Source organism: Microvirga flocculans ATCC BAA-817, from assembly GCF_000518665.1.
GTDB lineage: Bacteria > Pseudomonadota > Alphaproteobacteria > Rhizobiales > Beijerinckiaceae > Microvirga > Microvirga flocculans.
This window is the reverse complement of the sequence record NZ_KI912469.1, coordinates 43,663-64,057: the sequence shown is the minus strand read 5'-3', so window position 1 is coordinate 64,057 and position 20,395 is coordinate 43,663. Positions and strand designations below refer to the sequence as shown.

Annotated in this window: 22 protein-coding genes and 1 tRNA gene; 8 read left to right on the top strand and 15 right to left on the bottom strand. The window is 65.2% G+C overall.

Features of this window, described 5'->3' with window-relative positions:
* Positions 1 to 69: 69 nt before the first annotated feature.
* The gene (locus L879_RS0118435) at positions 70 to 837 is read left to right on the top strand and encodes a calcium-binding protein (protein WP_027317381.1); all 768 of its coding nucleotides are present in this window, start codon (positions 70 to 72) and stop codon (positions 835 to 837) included.
* A gap of 159 nt (positions 838 to 996) precedes the next feature.
* The gene (locus tag L879_RS23800; protein ID WP_154664265.1) at positions 997 to 1,155 is read left to right on the top strand and encodes a hypothetical protein; all 159 of its coding nucleotides are present in this window, start codon (positions 997 to 999) and stop codon (positions 1,153 to 1,155) included.
* A gap of 103 nt (positions 1,156 to 1,258) precedes the next feature.
* Here L879_RS23800 and L879_RS0118425 read toward each other — a convergent pair.
* The 7 genes from L879_RS0118425 to L879_RS0118395 form a co-directional block, all read right to left on the bottom strand.
* A tRNA-Phe gene (locus tag L879_RS0118425) sits at positions 1,259 to 1,334 on the bottom strand.
* Between the two features lie 102 nt (positions 1,335 to 1,436).
* Positions 1,437 to 1,640, bottom strand: coding sequence for a DNA gyrase inhibitor YacG (gene yacG, locus L879_RS0118420; RefSeq protein WP_027317380.1), 204 nt, complete (start codon positions 1,638 to 1,640; stop codon positions 1,437 to 1,439).
* Positions 1,641 to 1,745: 105 nt separating this feature from the next.
* Positions 1,746 to 2,423 (bottom strand): Maf-like protein, encoded by a 678-nt coding sequence (locus tag L879_RS0118415; RefSeq protein WP_084021155.1) that lies wholly within the window; start codon positions 2,421 to 2,423, stop codon positions 1,746 to 1,748.
* A 71-nt stretch (positions 2,424 to 2,494) separates the two neighbouring features.
* On the bottom strand, positions 2,495 to 3,367 hold the full coding sequence (pssA, locus tag L879_RS0118410) for a CDP-diacylglycerol--serine O-phosphatidyltransferase (RefSeq protein ID WP_027317378.1): 873 nt from the start codon (positions 3,365 to 3,367) through the stop codon (positions 2,495 to 2,497).
* A 234-nt stretch (positions 3,368 to 3,601) separates the two neighbouring features.
* Entirely contained in the window at positions 3,602 to 4,303 is a 702-nt protein-coding gene (locus tag L879_RS0118405) for a phosphatidylserine decarboxylase (protein WP_027317377.1), read from the bottom strand.
* Between the two features lie 57 nt (positions 4,304 to 4,360).
* Positions 4,361 to 6,274 carry an ABCB family ABC transporter ATP-binding protein/permease gene (locus L879_RS22295; protein ID WP_051435432.1) on the bottom strand — a complete coding sequence of 638 codons (1,914 nt, stop codon included), beginning with the start codon at positions 6,272 to 6,274 and terminating at the stop codon, positions 4,361 to 4,363.
* 103 nt (positions 6,275 to 6,377) lie between these two features.
* The gene (locus L879_RS0118395) at positions 6,378 to 7,688 is read right to left on the bottom strand and encodes a LysM peptidoglycan-binding domain-containing protein (RefSeq protein ID WP_035460169.1); all 1,311 of its coding nucleotides are present in this window, start codon (positions 7,686 to 7,688) and stop codon (positions 6,378 to 6,380) included.
* A 128-nt stretch (positions 7,689 to 7,816) separates the two neighbouring features.
* Here L879_RS0118395 and L879_RS0118390 point away from each other — a divergent pair, with 128 nt between their 5' ends.
* Positions 7,817 to 8,425, top strand: a complete 609-nt coding sequence (locus tag L879_RS0118390; RefSeq protein WP_035460214.1) for an LOG family protein — start codon at positions 7,817 to 7,819, stop codon at positions 8,423 to 8,425.
* A gap of 106 nt (positions 8,426 to 8,531) precedes the next feature.
* Here L879_RS0118390 and L879_RS0118385 read toward each other — a convergent pair whose 3' ends face one another.
* Genes L879_RS0118385 through cysS form a run of 4 tightly spaced genes read right to left on the bottom strand, consistent with a single transcriptional unit; the run spans position 8,532 to position 12,587 of the window.
* Positions 8,532 to 8,981 carry a DMT family transporter gene (locus L879_RS0118385; RefSeq protein ID WP_027317374.1) on the bottom strand — a complete coding sequence of 150 codons (450 nt, stop codon included), beginning with the start codon at positions 8,979 to 8,981 and terminating at the stop codon, positions 8,532 to 8,534.
* A 35-nt stretch (positions 8,982 to 9,016) separates the two neighbouring features.
* A complete protein-coding gene (cimA, locus tag L879_RS0118380; protein ID WP_027317373.1) occupies positions 9,017 to 10,612 on the bottom strand; it encodes a citramalate synthase in 1,596 nt (531 codons plus the stop codon).
* Positions 10,609 to 11,118: a GNAT family N-acetyltransferase gene (locus tag L879_RS0118375; RefSeq protein WP_027317372.1), complete on the bottom strand. Its 510-nt coding sequence runs from the start codon at positions 11,116 to 11,118 to the stop codon at positions 10,609 to 10,611. Before L879_RS0118375 ends, cimA begins: the two co-directional genes overlap by 4 nt.
* Positions 11,118 to 12,587 (bottom strand): cysteine--tRNA ligase, encoded by a 1,470-nt coding sequence (gene cysS, locus L879_RS0118370; RefSeq protein WP_027317371.1) that lies wholly within the window; start codon positions 12,585 to 12,587, stop codon positions 11,118 to 11,120. Before cysS ends, L879_RS0118375 begins: the two co-directional genes overlap by 1 nt.
* 293 nt (positions 12,588 to 12,880) lie before the next feature.
* On the opposite strand from cysS, the gene L879_RS0118365 reads away from it, so the two are divergent.
* Positions 12,881 to 13,204, top strand: coding sequence for a hypothetical protein (locus tag L879_RS0118365; RefSeq protein WP_027317370.1), 324 nt, complete (start codon positions 12,881 to 12,883; stop codon positions 13,202 to 13,204).
* A 12-nt stretch (positions 13,205 to 13,216) separates the two neighbouring features.
* Here L879_RS0118365 and L879_RS0118360 read toward each other — a convergent pair whose 3' ends face one another.
* Positions 13,217 to 14,110 (bottom strand): LysR family transcriptional regulator ArgP, encoded by an 894-nt coding sequence (locus L879_RS0118360; protein WP_027317369.1) that lies wholly within the window; start codon positions 14,108 to 14,110, stop codon positions 13,217 to 13,219.
* 94 nt (positions 14,111 to 14,204) lie between these two features.
* Between L879_RS0118360 and L879_RS0118355 the strand changes: the two genes are divergently transcribed.
* Positions 14,205 to 14,816, top strand: a complete 612-nt coding sequence (locus L879_RS0118355) for a LysE/ArgO family amino acid transporter (RefSeq protein WP_027317368.1) — start codon at positions 14,205 to 14,207, stop codon at positions 14,814 to 14,816.
* 12 nt (positions 14,817 to 14,828) lie between these two features.
* Here L879_RS0118355 and L879_RS0118350 read toward each other — a convergent pair whose 3' ends face one another.
* Together L879_RS0118350 and L879_RS0118345 are read right to left on the bottom strand one after the other, a co-directional pair.
* Positions 14,829 to 15,335 (bottom strand): CreA family protein, encoded by a 507-nt coding sequence (locus L879_RS0118350; RefSeq protein ID WP_051435431.1) that lies wholly within the window; start codon positions 15,333 to 15,335, stop codon positions 14,829 to 14,831.
* 63 nt (positions 15,336 to 15,398) lie between these two features.
* Positions 15,399 to 15,782, bottom strand: coding sequence for a VOC family protein (locus tag L879_RS0118345; RefSeq protein ID WP_027317366.1), 384 nt, complete (start codon positions 15,780 to 15,782; stop codon positions 15,399 to 15,401).
* A gap of 156 nt (positions 15,783 to 15,938) precedes the next feature.
* Here L879_RS0118345 and L879_RS22290 point away from each other — a divergent pair, with 156 nt between their 5' ends.
* The 3 genes from L879_RS22290 (at position 15,939) to L879_RS0118330 (ending at position 18,893) form a co-directional block, all read left to right on the top strand.
* Positions 15,939 to 17,057 carry a DUF2865 domain-containing protein gene (locus L879_RS22290; protein WP_035460167.1) on the top strand — a complete coding sequence of 373 codons (1,119 nt, stop codon included), beginning with the start codon at positions 15,939 to 15,941 and terminating at the stop codon, positions 17,055 to 17,057.
* 106 nt (positions 17,058 to 17,163) lie between these two features.
* Positions 17,164 to 18,135 carry an ABC transporter ATP-binding protein gene (locus L879_RS0118335; protein ID WP_051435430.1) on the top strand — a complete coding sequence of 324 codons (972 nt, stop codon included), beginning with the start codon at positions 17,164 to 17,166 and terminating at the stop codon, positions 18,133 to 18,135.
* The gene (locus tag L879_RS0118330; protein ID WP_027317364.1) at positions 18,132 to 18,893 is read left to right on the top strand and encodes an ABC transporter permease; all 762 of its coding nucleotides are present in this window, start codon (positions 18,132 to 18,134) and stop codon (positions 18,891 to 18,893) included. Before L879_RS0118335 ends, L879_RS0118330 begins: the two co-directional genes overlap by 4 nt.
* A 67-nt stretch (positions 18,894 to 18,960) precedes the next feature.
* On the opposite strand, the gene gltX is transcribed toward L879_RS0118330, so the two are convergent.
* Positions 18,961 to 20,301, bottom strand: a complete 1,341-nt coding sequence (gene gltX / locus L879_RS0118325) for a glutamate--tRNA ligase (protein ID WP_027317363.1) — start codon at positions 20,299 to 20,301, stop codon at positions 18,961 to 18,963.
* Positions 20,302 to 20,395 lie beyond the last annotated feature (94 nt).

Below are 20,395 nucleotides of genomic sequence, written 5' to 3'. Positions count from 1 at the left end.
GCTCCCGCATCAGGATAGTTGTCTCGCCCCGGACCGCAGGCTACACCCCCTCCATTTAGAGGGGGAATCATGGCAACACTGACCTGGAACAGCGCGTATGGGTTCGATCTGGCCGATATCGACCTGAGCAATCTCCTTTACGCCTACAGCTACAGCCGGTCCTCGACCCGCTTCAGCGCGAACTACAATGCGAGCGGCTCCAGGCGGGACGAATTCAGGGGAACCGGCTTCAACTACGACGTTAACGGCACGCCGATCGGCGGGACCGTGACGAGCTATGCGGCCTATTATTACGGAACGAAGACCGCCTCCATCACGGGCGCGTCCATCTCCGCCACGAGCATCGCCGCTGCGGCGGAGACGCTCTCGGGGGCGGACGATCTTCGGGTCTTCCGTACTGTGCTCTCCGGCAACGACAACATCACCGGCGGCCTCGGCAACGACAAGCTGGAAGGGTTCAACGGCAAGGACATGCTCTATGGCAGGCTGGGAGCCGACAAGCTCTACGGCGGCCTCGGCGCCGATGCGTTCACCTTCAAGTCCACCAAGGACAGCACGGTCTTCGCGAGCGGGCGCGACACGATCTATGACTTCTCCTACACGCAGGGAGACAGGATCGATCTGCGCTCCATCGACGCCAACACGAAGGCCGCCGGAAACCAGGCCTTCAGCTTCATCGGCAAGAACGCCTTCCATCAGAAGGCCGGCGAGCTGCGCTACGAGAAATACGGCAGCGGCGTCATCGTGAGCGGCGATGTGAACGGCGACGGAAACGCGGACTTTTCGATCCACCTGAAGAACCTTGCGAGCGTCTCCAAGGCTTACTTCATGCTGTGACCGGCAAAGAGAGAGAGCCGCTGCCCATGGAGGAATCCATCGGCGCAGCGGCTCTCTCTGGAGTTGTTTCACTTCCACCCGGATTGCGTATGATCGTCCAGACCGGTCAACGCGACGGCCGCTGAGAGAGACCAGCGCGACAGGGCGCAAGGAGGTCTTATGAGACGGGTTTCGACAAGCCCCCGGATTGAATGGCGCCAGCTGCCGCTCATCATCATCGGCGGCCTGCTCATCGGCTTCGTCTTCGGCGAGGCGATCAAGGCCTTCGCCCCGCTGCCTCCAGCTACCGTCACGACCAAGCCTAAACCGCGCATATAAGCGTCGGAGCGGAGACGGACCCGGCCATTCTCAATGCGTCAAGCATTGGCCGCCGAGCGGTACCGGCACTCTTCAAACCTTCGATATCTTTGGGAAAAGAGAGTGGTGCCCAGGGGCGGAATCGAACCACCGACACTGCGATTTTCAGTCGCATGCTCTACCAACTGAGCTACCTGGGCATCCGATGCGCGGCGAAGCCGTGCGCGTCGTGGAGGGGTGTATAGTCAGACATGGACCGCATGTCCAGCGGGTCGAGCGACAAAAATTCCGGGAATTTTCGGTCAGGCCTGGCGGTCGTCCTCATCCGGATCGTCCGGCTCGCTTTCGACGACGGGGATGGCGTAGGTGCCGGACAGCCAGCGGTTCAGATCCACGTCCGCGCAGCGCTTGGAGCAGAAGGGCCGGTACTGCTGATCGCTCGGCTTTCCGCAGATCGGGCACTTGCCCGTCGAGGCCAGGGGCTTGTTCTCGTTGGCGGCATTCATGCCAGCCTCCTTTCCTTGCTGACCGGCAACATGGTTGCCCGCCCGCGCCGGCACAAGATTGCGTTCTTGAAGGGCAAGATTGCGTTCTTGAAGGGATTGACGGGCTCAGGCCGCCTCGAGCCAGCTCGACCGGACGGGATAGCCTTCTCCGTCGAGCAGGCCGACCGCCTCGTAGAGAGGCAATCCGACCACGTTGGAGTAGGAGCCCACGAGCTTGACGACGAAGGTGCCTGCGAGGCCCTGGATCGCGTAGCCGCCCGCTTTGCCGCGCCATTCGCCCGAGGCGAGATAGCGCTCGAACTCGTCCCGCGACAGGCGCTTGAAGCGCACCCGCGTCTCTACGAGACGTTCGCGGATGGCGTCCTTGGGGGTGATGAGGCAGATGGAGGTATAGACCCGATGCTGGCGTCCGGACAGCAGGCGCAGGCACCCGGCCGCCTCGTCCACCACCTCGGCCTTGGGGAGAATGCGCCTGCCGACCACCACGACCGTGTCGGCCGAGAGGATATAGGCGCTCTTCAGGTCCTCGCGGGTGCGCGCCACCTTCCGGGCCACCTCCGCCTTGGAGCGGGCAAGGCGCTTGGCCAGTTCCTTGGCCCCCTCGCTCTTCAGGGGCGTCTCGTCCACATCCGCCGGGAGAAGGGCGTCGGGCTCGATTCCCGCCTGCTGCAGGAGGGCCAGCCTGCGGGGCGATGCGGATGCGAGAACGAGCTTCGGATAACCGTTGGGATTCGACACCTCGGAAGACGACGCCACTTTTCTCTCCACGCTCCGGGATTCCATTCAATCCCCAGGATCAATCGTAAGGCTACAAAGCTAAGCCCGGTAACAACTTGGCACCGGAAGCGCCGGAATCAAGCGGAGGGAGGCTCAGGCTCCGACACCGCCGAGGAAGCTTGGTCGGAAGCCTGGCCCGGAGCTTGCGCCGCCTGGGCGGCATGAGCACGGTCGAGCTGGCGGTAGCGCATGACGCTGAAGGGAATCGAGCCGAGGAACAGCACGGTGATCGCCGTGAGCATCTCCCAGGGGAAGTTCGCCAGGAGCCCGAAGACGGCCACCGACAGGACGAAGATTGGCAGGACCCATTGGCGCGGCACCTTGAGGCCGATGGTCTTGCCCGAATAGACGGGGATGGTCGACACCATGAGGAAGGCGAGCCCGAGCAGGTAGACCAGCGCCAGGGGCGCGGCGGCGGGACCGACCGAGACGCCCAGGAACGACAGGTAGAGGGGCAGCATCGAGGTCAGCGCGCCGGCGGGCGCGGGCATGCCGGTGAAGAAGTTCTTCTTCCATTCGGGCCGGTGGGGATCGTCGAGCATCACGTTGAAGCGGGCGAGGCGCAGCACCATCGCGATGGCGAAGACCAGCACGGCGATCCAGCCGACCGCCTTCAATTCGTGGAGCAGGAAGCTGTAGAGAATGAGAGCGGGCGTCACGCCGAAATTCACGAAATCGGCGAGCGAGTCGAGCTCCGCGCCGAAGCGCGACGTGCCCTTGAGCAGGCGCGCCACCCGGCCGTCGACCCCGTCGAGCAACGCCGCCACCACGATGGCGACCACCGCCGGCTCATAGCGTCCCTCGAAGGCCAGACGGATCGCCGTGAGTCCCAGGCACAGGGCGATCAGGGTGATGATGTTCGGAATGATGACGCGGACCGGAACCGGCTTGAAGAGCCGGCGGCGCGGCTCGTTCGGATCGGGGGCGAAGGGAGGAAAAAGGTCGCTCATGGCATGACATCTAAAGCATCGGGCCCGAAAGTGAAAACCACTTTTGGGCCTCATCCGGCGCTCATTCCCTTGGATCGCGAACCCCGCGCACGGAGGAACCGCAGCCCTCCATTTTCCGCGCGATGCGCCAGGCCCATGCCGAACCGGCAACCGGCTCAGGGGCGCATTCCCCAAGCGGGGAACTGCATCTGAGCCTGTGTCACGCCCTTTCAGGCGTCGTGCGGAAGCCGAGCTTTATCCGACGCGGTACTGGCGAGCGGGTTCGCCCGCCGTCAGGTCGGCCAGCACCGTCTCGCCTGCCACGGCGGTCTGACCGAGGCCGACGAGAACCTGGGCGCTGAGCGGCACGTAGATGTCGAGGCGGGAGCCGAACCGGATCAGGCCGAACCGCTCGCCGGTGCTCAAGGAATCGCCCACCTTCACGAAGGAGACGATGCGGCGCGCCACGAGGCCGGCGATCTGAACCACGCCGATCTTGGTGTTGGCGGTCTCTATGACGAGGGCGTTGCGCTCGTTGTCCTCGCTCGCCTTGTCGAGCTCCGCGTTCAGGAACAGGCCTGGAGTGTAGAGGATCTGGGCGATCCGCCCCGTGACCGGCGAGCGGTTCACATGGCAATCGAACACGTTCATGAACACCGAGATGCGGGTCATTGGCTCCGGCGGCAGGTCGAGCTCGGCCGGGGGCACGGCGGTGGTGATGAGGCTCACCCGGCCGTCCGCGGGGGAGACCACGAGCCCTTCCCGCAGAGGCGTTACCCGCGGCGGATCGCGGAAGAAGTAGCAGACCCAGACGGTCAGGATCGCCCCGATCCAGCCCAGCGGCGACCAGAGCCATGCCAGGAGAACCGTCGCGAAGAGCGCGATCAGGATGAAGGGATACCCTTCCTTGTGGATCGGCACGAGGACGCGCCGCATCGAATCCAGAATATCGGACATATTTTCACAACCTCAGGAGCATTTGGGTGGGGGGGATGGCAGGCAACGGCGTTCCCGTCAACCTGTCACGCTCGCCGGGCTGCGCTCTTCCTCTTCGGCCCGCTTGAGGGTTTCGCGGGCCTGATCGGCCTCGCGCTGGCGGTTCCACATGGCCGCATAGACCCCGCCGAGCTCCAGCAGGCTCGCATGGTTGCCGCGCTCGACCACCCGCCCCTGGTCGAGGACGATGATCTCGTCGGCCCCGATCACTGTGGACAACCGATGGGCGATCACGAGGGTGGTGCGGCCGCGGCTGACCCGGTCGAGGGCGTCCTGGATCTCCTTCTCGGTGAAGGTGTCCAGCGCCGAGGTCGCCTCGTCGAGCACGAGGATGGGCGGCGCCTTCAGAATGGTGCGGGCAATGGCCACGCGCTGCTTCTCGCCGCCCGAGAGCTTCAGGCCGCGCTCGCCCACCGGCGTGTCGTAGCCCTCCGGCAGGAGGCCGATGAAGCGGTCGATCTGGGCGAGGCGGGCGGCCTCCCTCACCTCCTCCGGGGTCGCGTCCCAGCGGCCGTACTGGATGTTGTAGCCGATGGTGTCGTTGAACAGCACCGTGTCCTGCGGGACCATGCCGATGACCTTGCGCAGCGAGGTCTGCTGCACGTCGGCGATGTTCTGGCCGTCGATGAGGATCCGGCCGCTCGTGGGCTCGTAGAAGCGGAACAGCAGGCGCGAGATGGTGGACTTGCCCGCGCCCGAGGGGCCGACGATGGCGACCGTGTGGCCTGCCGGCACCTCGAAGGTCACGCCCTTCAGGATCGGCCGCTCGGGGATATAGGCGAAATGCACGTCCTCGAAGCGCACCACCGCCTGCTTCACCTGAAGCGGCTGCGCGCCCGGCTTGTCCTGGATCTCGGGATTGCGGTCGATGATCGAGAACATGTCGTCGATATCGATCAGGGCCTGTTTGATCTCGCGGTAGAGCATGCCCATGAAGTTCAGCGGAATGTAGAGCTGAACCAGCATGGCGTTGACGAGGACGAAGCTGCCGATGGACGCGCGCCCGTCCATGATGTCGCGCGCGGCCAGCACCATCACGATGGCCATGCCGATGGAGAAGATCACCGCCTGGCCCGCATTGAGCACGGCAAGCGAGGTGTAGGTCTGGGTCGAGGCCCTCTCGAAGCGCTCCATGGAGCGGTCATAGCGCGCGGTCTCGCGCTGCTCGGCGCCGAAATACTTGACCGTCTCGTAGTTGAGCAGCGAGTCGACCGCCTTGGTGTTGGCGTCCGTGTCGGAATCGTTCATCTGCTTGCGGATGGAAATCCGCCACTGGGTCGCCTTGTAGGTATAGGCAAGGTAGACGACCACCATCACGAAGACGACGAGCGAATAGACCCAGTTGAACTCCCAGGCGAGCAGGCCCAGCACGAGAACGAATTCGAGGATCGTCGGAAGGAGCGTGAGTACCACAAGGCGCGACAGCTCCTCGATGCCCTCGCGGCCGCGCTCCAGAACCCGGGTCAGGCCACCGGTCTTGCGCTCCAGGTGGAAGCGCAGGGAGAGGCGGTGCATGTGCTCGAAGGTCTGCAGGGCGAGATTGCGCACCGCATGCATGGCGACCTTGGCGAAGATGCCGTCGCGCACCTGCGTCAGAACCGCCATGAGAATCCGGGTGACGCCGTAGATGACGGTCAGAAGAATCGGCGCCTTCCAGAGCCAGGAGCCCGCCGTGGCCGCGGCTTCCGTCGCCTGGGTCGCGTTGCCGGTGACGGCCACCAGGGCATCCGTCGCCCATTTGAAGGCGAACGGCGTCACCATGGTCACGCCCTTGGCGACGAGCAGCAGGGCGAAGGCCAGGAAGACGCGCCGCTGGAGATCGGGCCTGCCATGGGGCCAGAGATAGGGCCAGAGCTTCTTCCAGGTAGTGACCAAGCCGCTCGGCTTGGACCGGGCGGCGCCTGTCGGCGGGACGGCGGTGGAGGGAGGCATTCGCGAGGATCCAATCGAAATCGAGAGCCTCGATATAAGCGAAAGGCGGGGTGAATTCACCCCGCCTTTTCCGAATCCCCTGTGCGCCTGTTCAGCCGCCGGTTCAGTTGCTCTTGGGCTCGCGGTCGGACGGCAGCACGAAGACCTGCCCCGGATAGATCAGGTCCGGATTGCGGATCTGGTCCTGGTTCGCGCCATAGATCACCGTGTAGCGGAGCCCCTTGCCGTAGACGCGCTGGCTGATGCGCCAGAGATTGTCGCCCCGGGACACGATCGTGGTGTTGATGTTGGGAATGGTGACCGTTCCCACATCGGCCACCCGCGCCTGGGGCGCGGCGGAGGCCGCTTCGCGGGAGGCCTCCGGCCGGGCCGGGGTCTCGGCGTTCGGGGCTTGCGGCGCTCCAGAAGCCTGCGGCTGGGCTGCTGCCACCTGAACGGGAACGTTGAAATCCACCTCGGCACTGGACCGGACCTGCCCGGAAACCGGGTCCACGTCATCGAGGCGGATCCGGTAGTCGCCCGGCTTCACGCCGCTGCCGATCGAAAAGGACACCTTTCCGTCGCCGCCGGCTCCGCCGGGAGCGATGAAGCTCTCGTTGAGGTAGAGGCGAACCGTTGCGCCCGGCGCGGAAAGGCCGGAGACGAAGAGCTTTCCCTCCTCCGCCTCCACCGTCACGATCTTGATCTCGGGACGGGGTGCAGGCTGCGCGGGCGGAGAGACGGCGGGCGCGGAGGCCTGCTGCTGCTGTCCGGATGGAGCGGCGGTCTCGGCGGGCTTGGCCTCGGCGGCCTTCGTCTCCGGGGCCTTGGCCTCGGGCTTTGCCTCCTCGGCGGCCTTGGCGGGCGGTTCGGGATTCGACAGCACGACCGTGGGCTTGTCGGGCGCCGTCAAGGTCACGAGGGGCCGGGTCTTGGCATCGGTGATGACGACGGTCACGTTCTGCGCCGAGCGCTGCCGGGTGCCGTCCGGCGCGATGGATTGCAGCGCCACCTGATGCGAGCCGGGCGGCAGCGGCGGGGGCACGATAGCGAACAGTCCCGAGGCGTCGGCCGCCGCGCGGGCGTGAACCTGATCGCCCCTCAGAAGCTCGATGGTAGCCCCGGGGGCCGCGCGCCCGGCAATCACGCTCTCGCCATCCGGCTCCACGCGAACCAGATCGAAGGAGGGAACGATGGGGGCATCCTTAGCGGGCGCGGGAGAAGCCTCGCCTGTTCCGGCGGGCTTGGTCTCGGCCTTCTGCGGGGATGCAGGCGCCGGGGAAGGCTGCGCGGTCTGGGGCGGGGCCGCATTCGGCGCGGTTCCGGACTGTCCGGACCAGGACCAGTACAGCACGCCGAGGAGAACCGCGACGACTGCCGCCGCCGCCACGCCCAGAAGCGCGATCGTCCCCTTTAACTCTTTAGGATGCGCCATGATGCTTTTTCTCAAACGCGGCACTTTCCTGCATTTAAACCGTTTATCTTTCAAAAGGCTACGGCCATAAAGGACAAAATATGCTCTATGATTCAGAGCGGGAGGACCTTCTCCTCCCCGAGAGGTCCATGTCTTCCGTCAAACCTATTGCATCCATCTGTGTTTATTGCGGCTCCGGATTCGGAGACGATCCCGTTTTCGCTGAAAATGCGGCGGCATTGGGCCGTTCCATGGCCGAACAGGGAATCAGCCTTGTCTATGGCGGGGGCAATGTCGGCCTCATGGGCACGGTGGCCAAGGCCGTGCTCGATCACGGCGGCTATGTGACCGGCATCATTCCGGAATTCCTGAAGTCCCGGGAGAGGCTCCTGCACGAGGTGCAGGAAACCATCGTCGTGCCCGACATGCACACCCGCAAGCGGCTGATGTTCGAGAGGGCCGATGCCTTCGTCGCCCTGCCCGGCGGAATCGGGACCCTGGAGGAACTGGTCGAGCAGATGACCTGGTCGCAGCTCGGCCAGCACACCAAGCCGATCCTGATGCTCAGCATCAAGAATTTCTGGAAGCCGCTCCTGACCCTCATCGCGCATATGCGCGAACAGGGTTTCATCCGCCCCGGCCTGGAACTGAACTATCTGGTGGCCGAGCGCGTCGAGGAGGTGATCCCGATGCTGGAGAACGCCGCGCGGCGCATCGGCATCGTCGAGAACGCCGACCTGATCGAGACGAAGTTCTGAAGCATCGGTCGTAGCGTCGGGCTCAGGCCCGACGTTTCAAGCTTATGTTTTGGCGCATCTTTGCACGCAAAACAGGTTCCCACTTTTGCGTTCGATGCTCTCGATTTCATCCTGCACGGGACAGGACGAGCCCGCCCAGGATCATGCCCGCTGCGATGAGCCGCTGCCAGGTGATGGCCTGGACGGGAAGCCCGAAGGCTCCCACCGCGTCCAGAACCAGGGCTGCGGCCACCTGCCCGAAGACGAGAGCCGCCACGGTGCTCACCACGCCGAGCTGAGGCACGCCCCAGACAACAACGGCGACATAGAACGCGCCGAGCAACCCGCCGAGCCAGGACCACCAGGGAGCTGCGGCAACGGCGCTGCCCGACGGCCACGCACCGCGAAAGGCGCTGATCGCCGCCAGGATCGCGAACCCGATTCCGAACGAGACGCAGGCGGCCAGGATCGGATCGCCGAGCGTGCGCGCCAGCGCCGCGTTGATGGGAGCCTGGGTGGCGACAAAAACGCCACCCAGGAGGATTCCTGCGAGCGGCAGAAGGATCGAGGCGTTCATGAGAGTATCAATTCAGGTGAGTGTGAGACTCTGAATCAGAGCGAAGCGCCGGCCTTCAACAGCTTATAGACCATCGAATCCGTCAGCGCCTGGAACGAGGCGTCGATGATGTTGGGCGAGACGCCGATGGTGGTCCAGCGCTCGCCGGACCCGTCGGCGAACTCGATCAGCACGCGCGTGACCGCGTCCGAACCGCCCTGGTAGATGCGCACCTTGTAGTCCACCAGCTCCAGGTCCTGGATCAGGTTCTGGTACTTGCCCAGATCCTTGCGCAGGGCCACGTCGAGGGCGTTCACCGGGCCGTTGCCCTCGGCGGCCGAGATCAGCACCTCATCGCCCACGCGCACCTTCACGATGGCCTCCGCGACGGTGACGAGCTCGCCGACCGCGTTGTAGCGGCGCTCCACGTTCACCGAGAAGCGCTCCACGTCGAAGAAGGCGGGAACCTCGCCGAGCATGCGTTTGACGAGCACATAGAAGGACGCATCCGCCCCTTCGAAGGCGAAGCCCTCGGCTTCCTTGCGCTTCACCTCGTCGAGCACGCGCCCGATGCGGGGATCGCCCTTCTCCAGCGCAAAGCCGCAGCGTTTCAGCTCGGCGAGAATGTTCGACTGACCGCCCTGGTCCGAGACCAACACCTTGCGGACATTGCCGACGGTTTCCGGCTCCACGTGCTCGTAGGTGCGCGGATCCTTCAGCACCGCGGAGGCATGGATCCCAGCCTTGGTGGCGAAGGCGCTCGCGCCGACGAAAGGCGCGTGGCGGTTCGGCTGGCGATTGAGGATTTCGTCCACCTGCCGGGAGACGTGGGTGAGCTGGCCCAGCATGTCGTCGGTGACGCCGAGATCGAAGCGCGCGGCATAGCCGTCCTTCAGTTTCAGCGCGCCGATCAGGGTGACGAGGTTGGCGTTGCCGCACCGTTCGCCGAGGCCGTTGAGCGTGCCCTGGATATGGCGCGCGCCAGCTTCCACGGCGGCGAGGGAATTCGCGACCGCGCATCCGCAATCGTCGTGGGCATGGATGCCGATATGAGATCCCGGCACCGCCTTCGTCACGGCGGTGACGATCTCCATCACCTCGTGAGGCAGCGTGCCGCCATTGGTGTCGCAGAGCACGATCCAGCGCGCGCCGGCCTCGTAGGCGGTCTTCACGCAGGACAGGGCATAATCGGGATTGGCCTTGTAGCCGTCGAAGAAATGCTCGCAATCGACGAGCACCTCGCGGCCCTTCGCGCGGGCGGCTTCGACGCTTTCGTGGATACCGGCGAGATTCTCCTCCAGCGACGTCTCCAGCGCCACGTGGACGTGATAATCCCAGGACTTGGCGACGAAGCAGATGGCGTCGGCCTGCGCTTCGAGCAGGGCCGCGACGCCCGGATCGTTCGAGACGGAGCGCCCGGCGCGCTTCGTCATGCCGAACGCCGTGAACTTCGCGCCGCTCGTGCGCCTCTCGGCAAAGAAGGCGGTGTCGAGCGGGTTCGCGCCCGGATAGCCGCCCTCCACGTAATCGACTCCGAGCCGGTCGAGAAGCGAGGCAATCGCCTTCTTGTCATCGAGCGAGAAATCGACGCCCGTCGTCTGCGCCCCGTCGCGCAGGGTGGTGTCGAAGAGATAGACGCGTTCGCGGCTCATGACGACAATCTCCTGTCCTCCTGCGGCGTCAGGCGCTTTTCCATGGTGGTGGTGCCGAGCCATTCATCGCCGAGCGGCAGCGTGTTGCGGCGTTGCGGCTGGAAACCGTGCTTCTGGAAGAAAGGCTGCGCGTTGTCGCTGACCTCCGCCACCAAGCGCGCGGCGCCGCGTGCGCCGGCGAGCTTTTCCACCGCATCGTAGAGCATCGTGCCGATCCCCTGCCCCGCCACGGCCGGATGCACGTGGAAAAGCTCGATCACCTCGTTGCCTTTCAGCGCGATGAAGCCGACGGGGGAGCCTTCGACGGTCGCTACCAGGGTGAGCCCCTGCGCGAGCTTCTGCGCGAAGGCTTCATCCTCGGCGAGCGCGATCCAGGCTTCCTGCTGGCTCGGGCTGTAATCATCCCCCGTCAGCTCCGCGATGCTCTCCTCGAAGATATCGACGAGCGCCGCGAGGTCCGACGGCAGGAAGGGCCGCAGCCCCGGTTTCGGCAAGGCCTGTCCCATCAGCGTGCAACCTCCCAGGTGGTGGTGCCGTCCTTGTTATCCTTCACCACCACATTGAGCGCCGCGAGCTCGTCGCGGATGCGGTCGGACTCAGGCCAGTTCTTGGCCGCGCGCGCCTCCTTGCGGGCGGCGATCAGCGCCTCGACTCGCGCCGGATCGACCCCGAGCGAGGCCTGCTTGCGCGCCTTCCAGCTTTCCGCGCCTTCGAGAAGGAAGCCGAGAGCCCGCAGGTTCGCGCCGAGTTCCTCGTGCGCCTCTTGACCGTCGAGGGCGTGAAGCTCCGCCAGCATCTTCGGCGTGTTAAGATCGTCCGAGAGGGCCTCGACGATATGATCGGAGAGAACGGCTGCGTCCCCCCTGCCCGCGTGCTCGTACCAGCGGTCGAGAGTCTTCTCGCTTTCCTCGAGCCCCTTCACCGTCCAGTCGATGGGCTGGCGGTAATGGGTGCGCAGCATGTTGAAGCGCAGCACCTCGCCCGGCCAATCCTTGAGCAGATCGTGGATCGTGAAGAAGTTGCCGAGGGACTTCGACATCTTCTCCCCTTCGACCTGCAGGAAGCCGTTGTGCATCCACACATTGGCCATGCGCGGCGTATCGAAGGCGCAGCAGCTCTGCGCGATCTCGTTCTCGTGGTGCGGGAAGACGAGATCGATGCCGCCGCCGTGGATGTCGAAAATCTCGCGCTCCGTCGGATCGCTGCATGCGAGGCGCGTTTCGAAGGCCTGGATCAGGTGCTTCCAGGACATGGCCGAGCACTCGATGTGCCAGCCCGGGCGGCCCGGGGTCGCGATCCCGGCCGGCGACGGCCAGGCCGGGTCCTGGGGCCCGGAGGGCTTCCAGAGCACGAAATCCATCGGGTCGCGCTTGTAGGGCGCCACGTCCACGCGGGCGCCGGAGAGCAGTTCGTCGAGGGAGCGCTTCGAGAAGGCGCCGTATTTCGGGACGTTCGGCAGGCTCCCCATGGCCGCCACGGAGAACAGCACGTGATCCTCGGCCACATAGGCCGCCCCGCGCGCGATCAGCCGCTCGATGATCATGCGCATCTCGTCGATATGCTCGGTAGCCCGGGGCTCGACGAAATGCGGAGGCTTGCCGGGCTCGTTCACGTCCTCCGGCATAAGCACGCCCAGCGCCCGGATGTCCGCGTGGAACTGCTCCTCGGTCTTGCGGGTGACCTCGCGAATGGCCTCGTTATGGGGCAAATCGGGGTAGTCCCGGACGGCGCGCGCGTTGATCTTGTCGTCCACATCCGTGATGTTGCGCACATACGTCACGGCTTCCTTACCGTAAACATGCCTGAGCAGACGGAAGAGAAGGTCGAAGACGATGATCGGGCGGGCATTCCCGATATGGGCATAGTCGTAGACGGTCGGCCCGCAGACATAGAGGCGCACATTGGCAGGATCGATCGGGACGAAGTCGTCCTTCGACCGGGTCAGCGTGTTGTAGAGCTTCAAGCGAGCCGCCATGAAACCAAACCCCTGTCAGGCCGCAGGCCGGAGGGCGGTTTCGATCTTGGAACGAGAACGAGACGGCTCCAGCCAGCGAAATGCGCTAGCCGCAAATAATCCCGGAAATGAGGATCGTTGCCGTGTTCATGAAGCCATCAATGCCTTGTCGCCCGGGGGACGTCAAGGTTTCCCATTTGGTAAGCATGTTTTATTTGCAAATCGGCATGAAACGCGTTTCGCCCGAGCGCGTTAGAGCTTTGTTCACGCACGTCCGTGACATTGTCGCACGGGTTCAACCAATGAGGTCTTCGATGCGCCGCGCATTCGCCATGCTCGGGATGGGTACTGTCGTGTTTCTTGCAGCCGCGTCCCTGACGCTGCTCCCCAACGGCACCAAGGCCTCTTCGACCCAAGCCACCTTCATGGTCCCCGCCGCCGACGGCTACGGCGTCGCGGAATGCCTCATCACAAACCAGGCTTGTGGCCAAGATGTGGCGAAGGTCTGGTGCGAGGCCCATGGCTACGCCAAGGCCGTGTCCTTCCGCCAGATTTCCCCCGACGAGATCACCGGCAGCATCCAGAAGGCGTCGCTCGGACCGAAGGAGCCCCCGGTCTCCGTGACCTGCTCCAACTGAAGCAAACGCATCTCAGACCGGCTCAAAAGGCGCTAGAAAGGTCCGGGCCGCATCCAGAACGGCCTGGGTGACGTCCTTCAGCAGGGGAGCGACGATGCGGCTCTGCTGCCAGACCAGGGGCACCTCCAGAACATGCCCGGGCTTCAAGGCCACCAGCCTTCCGGCCCGGAGATGGTCCACCACCAGCACTTCCGGGTTCATTCCCCAACCCAATCCCGCCAGAGCCGCGTCCACGAAGGCCTGGGATGACGGCAGCCAGTGGACCGGCGGCCTGACATCCAGGCCGAGGGCCTCGCGCAGCCAGAGGGCCTGCAATTGGTCCTTCTGGTTGAAGACCAGACACGGGGCCCGGGAGATCGCGCCCTCATCCATCCCCCGGGGGAACCACCGGGCCATGTAGTCGGGGCTTGCGGTGGCGACGTATCGCAGGGCTCCCAGAGGATAGGCATTGCACCCCTGGATCGGCTTGCCGTGCGAGGTTACCGCCGCCACGACCTCGCCCCGCCGCAGCCAGTCGACGCTGTGATCCTGATCGTCGAGGACAAGATCGAAAAGAATGCCTTCCGTCCTCGCCATGGCTGCGACCAACCAGGTGGCGAGGCTATCCGCATTCACGGCGATGCGCAGCGTGACCGGCCGTATTTCAGGCTGAACCCCGGGAAGGCTCCGGCGCAGGGCATTCTCGAGAAGGGCCACCTGCTCCACGTGCCGGCACAGGCGCTGCCCCGCTTCCGTGGCCAGGCAGGGCTGGCCACGGATGACGAGGACGGTCCCGATCCGCTCCTCCAGAAGCTTGATTCTCTGGGAGATCGCCGAAGGGGTGACGTTCAGCTGCTGGGCCGCCCGCTCGAAGCTGCCGGTTCGGATAACCGCTGCCAGAGCGGAGAGGAGGGAATAATCCAGCATCGGATCAGTTTTTCTAAATCGGCCTGAGAGACTTTAACTGTCCTAATTTCGCGGCCGGGTCTAGCAAGCATTGTCTCCTTTCCGGGCCAGCGCCATGACCTCTCCCCTCCTCGCAGGCTTTCTCCTCGGCCTCAGCCTCATTCTCCCCATCGGCGCCCAGAACGCCTTCGTGCTGCGCATCGGCCTGCGCGGCGAGCATGTGCTCGCCGTGTGCCTAACCTGCGCGCTGTCGGATGCGGTGCTCATTCTCGCCGGGGTCTCCGGCTTCGCGCAGCTCGGCGCACGGCTGCCCTGGGCCGAGACAATCCTGCGCTATGGGGGAATTGCCTTTCTCCTGGCCTATGGGGCCCGCAGCTTCATGGCCGCGCTCGGGTCGGCCTCCTTGCGGCCGTCGGAGGGCGCGCCCGCCGATCTCGGGCGCGCGGTGCTCACCTGCCTCGCCCTGACCTGGCTCAACCCGCATGTCTATCTCGACACGGTGGTCCTGATCGGCTCGATCTCGACCCAGTTCGCCGAGGGCAAGGGATCGTTCGCGGCGGGGGCCATGCTGGCTTCCTTCGCGTTCTTCTTCTCCCTCGGCTTCGGCGCCCGCCTGCTGAAGCCGCTCTTCGCCCGCCCCGTCACGTGGAGGGTCCTCGACATCGCCATCGGGCTCGTCATGTGGGCGACGGCCGCGAGACTTCTGCTGAGCGAGGGGGCGGGCTGACCGCCGGCCCTCTTACGACTTCAGCCAGTCCCCGCATTTCGGCGGAGCCTCCGTTCCCCAGGGCATCAGGGGCACGCTGGAAGTGGAGTTCTTGGGCGAGCCCTCGATGGGCCGGTCGGAATAGACCATGTAGACCAGGGTGTTGCGCTTCGCGTCGCAGCCCCGGACGATCTGCATCTTCTTGAAGATCAGGGACCGGCGCTCGCTGAACACCACTTCGCCCTGGCCGAATTTCTGCTTGAACCTCACCGGGCCGACCTGGCGGCACGAGAGCGAGATGTCGGAGACCTCCTCGGCCACGCCGAAGGTGCCGGAAATGCCGCCCCGCTCAGGGGTCGTGTAATGGCAGGCCACGCCCTCCACCACGGGATCGTCGATCCCGTAGACGGCGAGCTTGTCGTCCGGGGTCAACGCCCGCCAGACCGTCGATTTCTTGAAGATCAGGTCGGGCTCCTGGGCGGCCACCCCCGTCACGGCCCCGCATGTCAGGGCCAGGGCCAAAGCGATTCGCGCAAGCATCGTCCGGTACATCTCCCACGGTTACGCTGTCATGTGGGGATGCCGCGGGCCTTTGGGGAGAGGCTATTCGGCGTGATGGCTGACGATGCAGATCTTGTTGCCGTCGAGATCGCGGAAATAGGCGCCGTAATAGTTGCGATGATAGTGCGGGCGCAGGCCCGGCCCGCCCTCGTCCGTCCCGCCCTGCTCCAGGGCGGCGGCATGGCAGGCATCGACCACCCGGCGCTCGGGCGCGAGCAGCGCGATCATGGAGCCGTTGCCGACGCTGGGCTCCCCGCCGTCGAAGGGCCGCACCACCAGGAATTGCGGCCGTCCGCCCGGCCGCCCCCAGCCGACGATGGTCTCGTCCGCATACCGCACCTCCAGCCCCAGGGGAGCCAGCACCGTGTCGTAGAAGGCCCTGGCCCGGGCGAGGTCATTTGCCCCGATCGTCGTATGGGAGTACATGCAGAGGTCTCTTCGGGAGTCGCCGTGACGGGAAAGCTAGACAAGTTCCTCCGGAGCGGGCAAGGCGTTAATCACAATAGGGTCAAATTCGGGCGTCACATGACGGGCCTCCCGGGGCACGTGACGCCTCCAAGGCCGGTTCTGCGATCAAGCTTGATGACAAAGACATCTTTTCTCCGCTCCCTCATCGCCATGGCGGCCTTCCTGGCCGCGGGACAGGCGGCCCTCGCCCAGTCCGCGCAATGCCAGCGCTTCAGGGCGGAGCTGGCGGCCCTGGAACGCACGGGCGGCAGCGCGCCGACCGGCCAGATGCAGGCGCAGCGGGCGGAGATCAACCGTCTCGTCGGCTATTACCGCAGCATCGGCTGCGAACGCGGCCCCCTCGGCTTCCTGGCCGGTCCGGCGCCCGCCGAATGCGGCTCCATCGCCCAGCAGATCCGACAGCTCGAGGCCGGCTATGCCCGGCTCGCCGCCCAGGCCGTCGACCAGGGCGAGATCGAGGCCCGCCGCCGGCAGCTCCAGGCTGCCGTGCAGCAGACCTGCTCCGCCGATCCCCGCGGCTTCTTCGAGCAGCTCTTCGGCGGCCCGCGCCAGCCGGAGCAGGAGATCATGCCCGAGGGCCAGCCGATCATCGCCGATGAAGGAGCGCCTGCCCTCGGCGGCGGCCGCCTGATCTGCGTGAAGACCTGCGACGGCTCCTTCTTCCCGCTCACCACCCCGCCCGGCGGCGGCCAGAGCGCCAACGAGATGTGCCAGGCCCTCTGCCCCGGCACGGAAACCCTGGCCTTCGCCTATCCCGGCGGCGACACCGGCCTGAACCGCGCGGTTTCGCTCTCCTCGAACCAGCCCTACACGTCGCTGGCGAACGCCTTCAAGTTCCGCAAGAGCTTCGACGAGAGCTGCGCCTGCAAGAAGCAGGGCGAGAGCTGGGCCGTGGTCCTGCGCAGGGCCGAGAGCATGCTCGCCCAGCGCAAGGGGGACCTCATCGTGACCGCAGAGAAGGCGGAGGAGCTGTCCCGGCCCAAGGTGCAGGCTGCCCGCAAGGCCGCCGACAAGAAGGCCGACGAGGAGACCAAGGAGGCCGCGGAAATCGCCGCCGCCGCTCCGACCGCGAGCAAGGAATCGGCAGGTATCGGCCCGCAATCGATCGAGAACGGCACCATCGTCAGCCAGGGCGAAGGCGTGACCCGCGAAGTCGTCGCCGGCAACGGGCAGAAGAAGACCGTGCGCGTGATCGCCCCCAACGTGATCCCGGTTCCGAACGTTCAGAACTGAGTTTCGGACGGCACGGTTTGCTTTTGAAGAGGCGGGTCTTCCGGGGCCCACCTCAATTTTGCCGGGGGGAATTTCGGCTTATCGGCCGTCATGGTATCACGCTCCCATGAAGCCGCTCGATTCCCCGCAGATCCCCCGCCCCTCGGGCGCATCGGATCCGATCATCGCCGTCACCGGCCTGACCAAGACCTATGCCTCGGGTTTCCAGGCCCTGAAGAAGGTCGACCTGGAAATCCGGAAGGGCGAGATCTTCGCCCTGCTCGGGCCGAACGGCGCAGGCAAGACGACGCTCATCAGCATCATCTGCGGAATCGTCAATCCGAGCACGGGCACCGTCACGGCGGACGGCCACGACATCGCCCGGGACTATCGCGCCGCCCGCACGAAGATCGGCCTCGTGCCGCAGGAACTGACGACCGATGCCTTCGAGAGCGTATGGGCGACGGTGAGGTTCAGCCGCGGTCTTTTCGGAAAGCCGCCGAACCCCGCCTATCTCGAGAAGATCCTGAAGGACCTCTCGTTGTGGGAGAAGCGCGACAGCAAGATCATGACCCTCTCCGGCGGCATGAAGCGCCGCGTCATGATCGCCAAGGCCCTGTCCCACGAACCGACGATCCTGTTCCTCGACGAACCGACCGCGGGCGTCGACGTGGAGCTGCGGCGGGACATGTGGAACATGGTCCGCGCCTTGAGGGAAAACGGCGTCACCATCATCCTGACCACCCACTACATCGAGGAGGCCGAGGAGATGGCCGACCGGATCGGGGTGATCAACAAGGGCGAGATCGTGCTGGTCGAGGACAAGCACGCCCTCATGCAGAAACTCGGCAGGAAGCAGCTCACCCTGCATCTGCAAAATCCCCTCGCGGCGCTTCCGGCCGGACTGCAATCCGAGAACCTGCTCCTCTCCGCCGACGGAATGGAGCTCGTCTATACATTCGATACCCAGAGCCGGGACACGGGCATCGCGGGCCTCCTGCGGCGCCTGAACGATCACGGCATCGACTTCAAGGACCTGCAAACCTCCGAAAGCTCGCTGGAGGAGATCTTCGTCAGCCTGGTGCGGGGGCGCTCATGAACCTCTACGGAATCAAGGCGATCTATCTCTTCGAGATGGCGCGCACCTGGCGCACGATCATGCAGAGCATCGCGTCCCCCGTGCTCTCCACCTCGCTCTATTTCATCGTCTTCGGCTCGGCCATCGGCTCGCACATGGCCCAGATCGACGGCGTGAGCTATGGCGCGTTCATCGTGCCGGGACTGATCATGCTCTCGCTCCTGACGGAGAGCATTTCCAACGCCTCGTTCGGCATCTACATGCCGAAATTCACCGGCACCATCTACGAGATCCTCTCTGCCCCGATCTCGGCGGTCGAGACGGTGATCGGCTATGTGGGAGCGGCCGCCACCAAGTCGATCATCATCGGCACGATCATCCTGGTCACGGCGCGGCTCTTCGTGGATTTCTCCATCGCGCATCCCGCGTGGATGATCGCCTTCCTGGTACTGACCTCCATCACCTTCAGCCTCTTCGGCTTCATCATCGGCATCTGGGCCGACAGCTTCCAGAAGCTGCAGGTGGTTCCGCTGATGATCGTGACGCCGCTCGCGTTCCTGGGCGGCAGCTTCTATTCCATCAGCATGCTGCCGCCGTTCTGGCAGAAGGTCGCCCTGTTCAACCCGGTCGTCTATCTGGTGAGCGGTTTCCGCTGGAGCTTCTACGGCGTCGCCGACGTGGATGTGGGCATCAGCCTCGGCATGACGCTGGTGTTCATGCTGGCCTGTCTCGCTGTTATCGCCTGGATCTTCAGGACGGGCTACAGGATCAAGGCGTAAGCCGCTCAATCGATCGGTGCTAGAAATCAGGATGGCCGGGACAAGCCCGGCCATGCCGTGAAGAGTTTTAAGCCGCCTGCCCCGACAGACGCGTCTTCGCGCGCTCCGGTCCGATCAGCGGAAGCAGCGCGCCCAGTTCCGGGCCGTGTTCGAGACCGGTGAGCGCCAGGCGCAGCGGCATGAACAGGGCCTTGCCCTTCACGCCGGTCTTCGCCTTCACGGCTTCCGTCCAGGCTTTCCAGGTCGTCGCGTCCCACGGCGCCGGCGGCAGCACGTCCATCGCCGCCGCGATGAAAGCCTTGTCCTCGATCACGGGCGTCACCGGTCCGCGCACGACCCTTGCCCATTCCACGACATCGCGAACCTTGGTCAGGTTGCCGCGCACCGCATTCCAGAAGCTTTCGCCCAGATCCGCATCGATATCGCTCAGGCGCGCACGAACGGCCTCATAGGGCATCTCATGGATGAGGCGCGCGTTGAGATGATCCAGCTCGCTCTCGTCGAACTTCGCCGGAGCGCGGGAGATGTGCGAGAAGTCGATGAGCCCGGCGAGTTCGTCGAGATCCGCCACGGGCCGCACGGCTTCCGCCGAACCGACGAGCACCGCCAGCGAGGCGACCGCCTGAGGCTCCAGCCCCGCATCGCGCAGTCCCTTCACGGAGAGATGGCCGAGGCGCTTGGAAAGCCCCTCGCCGCTCGCGGTAATCAGCAGGCTGTGATGCGCGAAGGTCGGCAGCGGCGCACCCAGAGCCTCGAAAATCTGGATCTGCACCGCCGTGTTGGTCACGTGATCCTCGCCCCGGATCACATGGGTGATCTTGAGGTCGATGTCGTCGACCACGGACGGCAGGGTGTAGAGATAGGTGCCGTCCTCGCGCACGAGCACCGGATCGGAGAGCGAGCCGCAATCCACGTGGCAGTGGCCGCGCACCAGATCGTCCCAGGCGACGTTCACGTGGTCGAGGCGGAAACGCCAGTGGGGCTTGCGCCCCTCCTCGTGGAGCGTCTTCCGCTCCTCGTCCGTGAGCTTGAGGGCCGCCCGGTCGTAGATCGGCGGAAGGCCGCGCGCGAGCTGCCGCTTGCGGCGGAACTCCAGCTCCTCGGGCGTCTCGTAGCAGGCATAGAGACGGCCGCTCGCCTTCAGCCGCTCGGCCGCCGCATCGTAGAGCGCGAACCGCTCCGACTGGCGCACGATCGCATCGGGCGGGATGCCGAGCCATCGCAGATCGGTCTCGATCGAATCCGCATATTCCTGCTTCGACCTGGCCAGATCCGTGTCGTCGAAGCGCAGGATGAAGGTGCCCCCTTCCCGGCGTGCATAGAGCGCGTTGAGCAGGGCCACGCGGGTGTTGCCGATATGGATGTGCCCGGTCGGGGACGGGGCGAAGCGAACGATGGGCTTGGACATGGGCCAACCCTATGGCGAAGGGAGCGGAGGTGCGCAAGGGGTGACGGCCTCGAATTGCATCCCCGGTGCCACTCCCGGCCTTCGGCATCCGGGG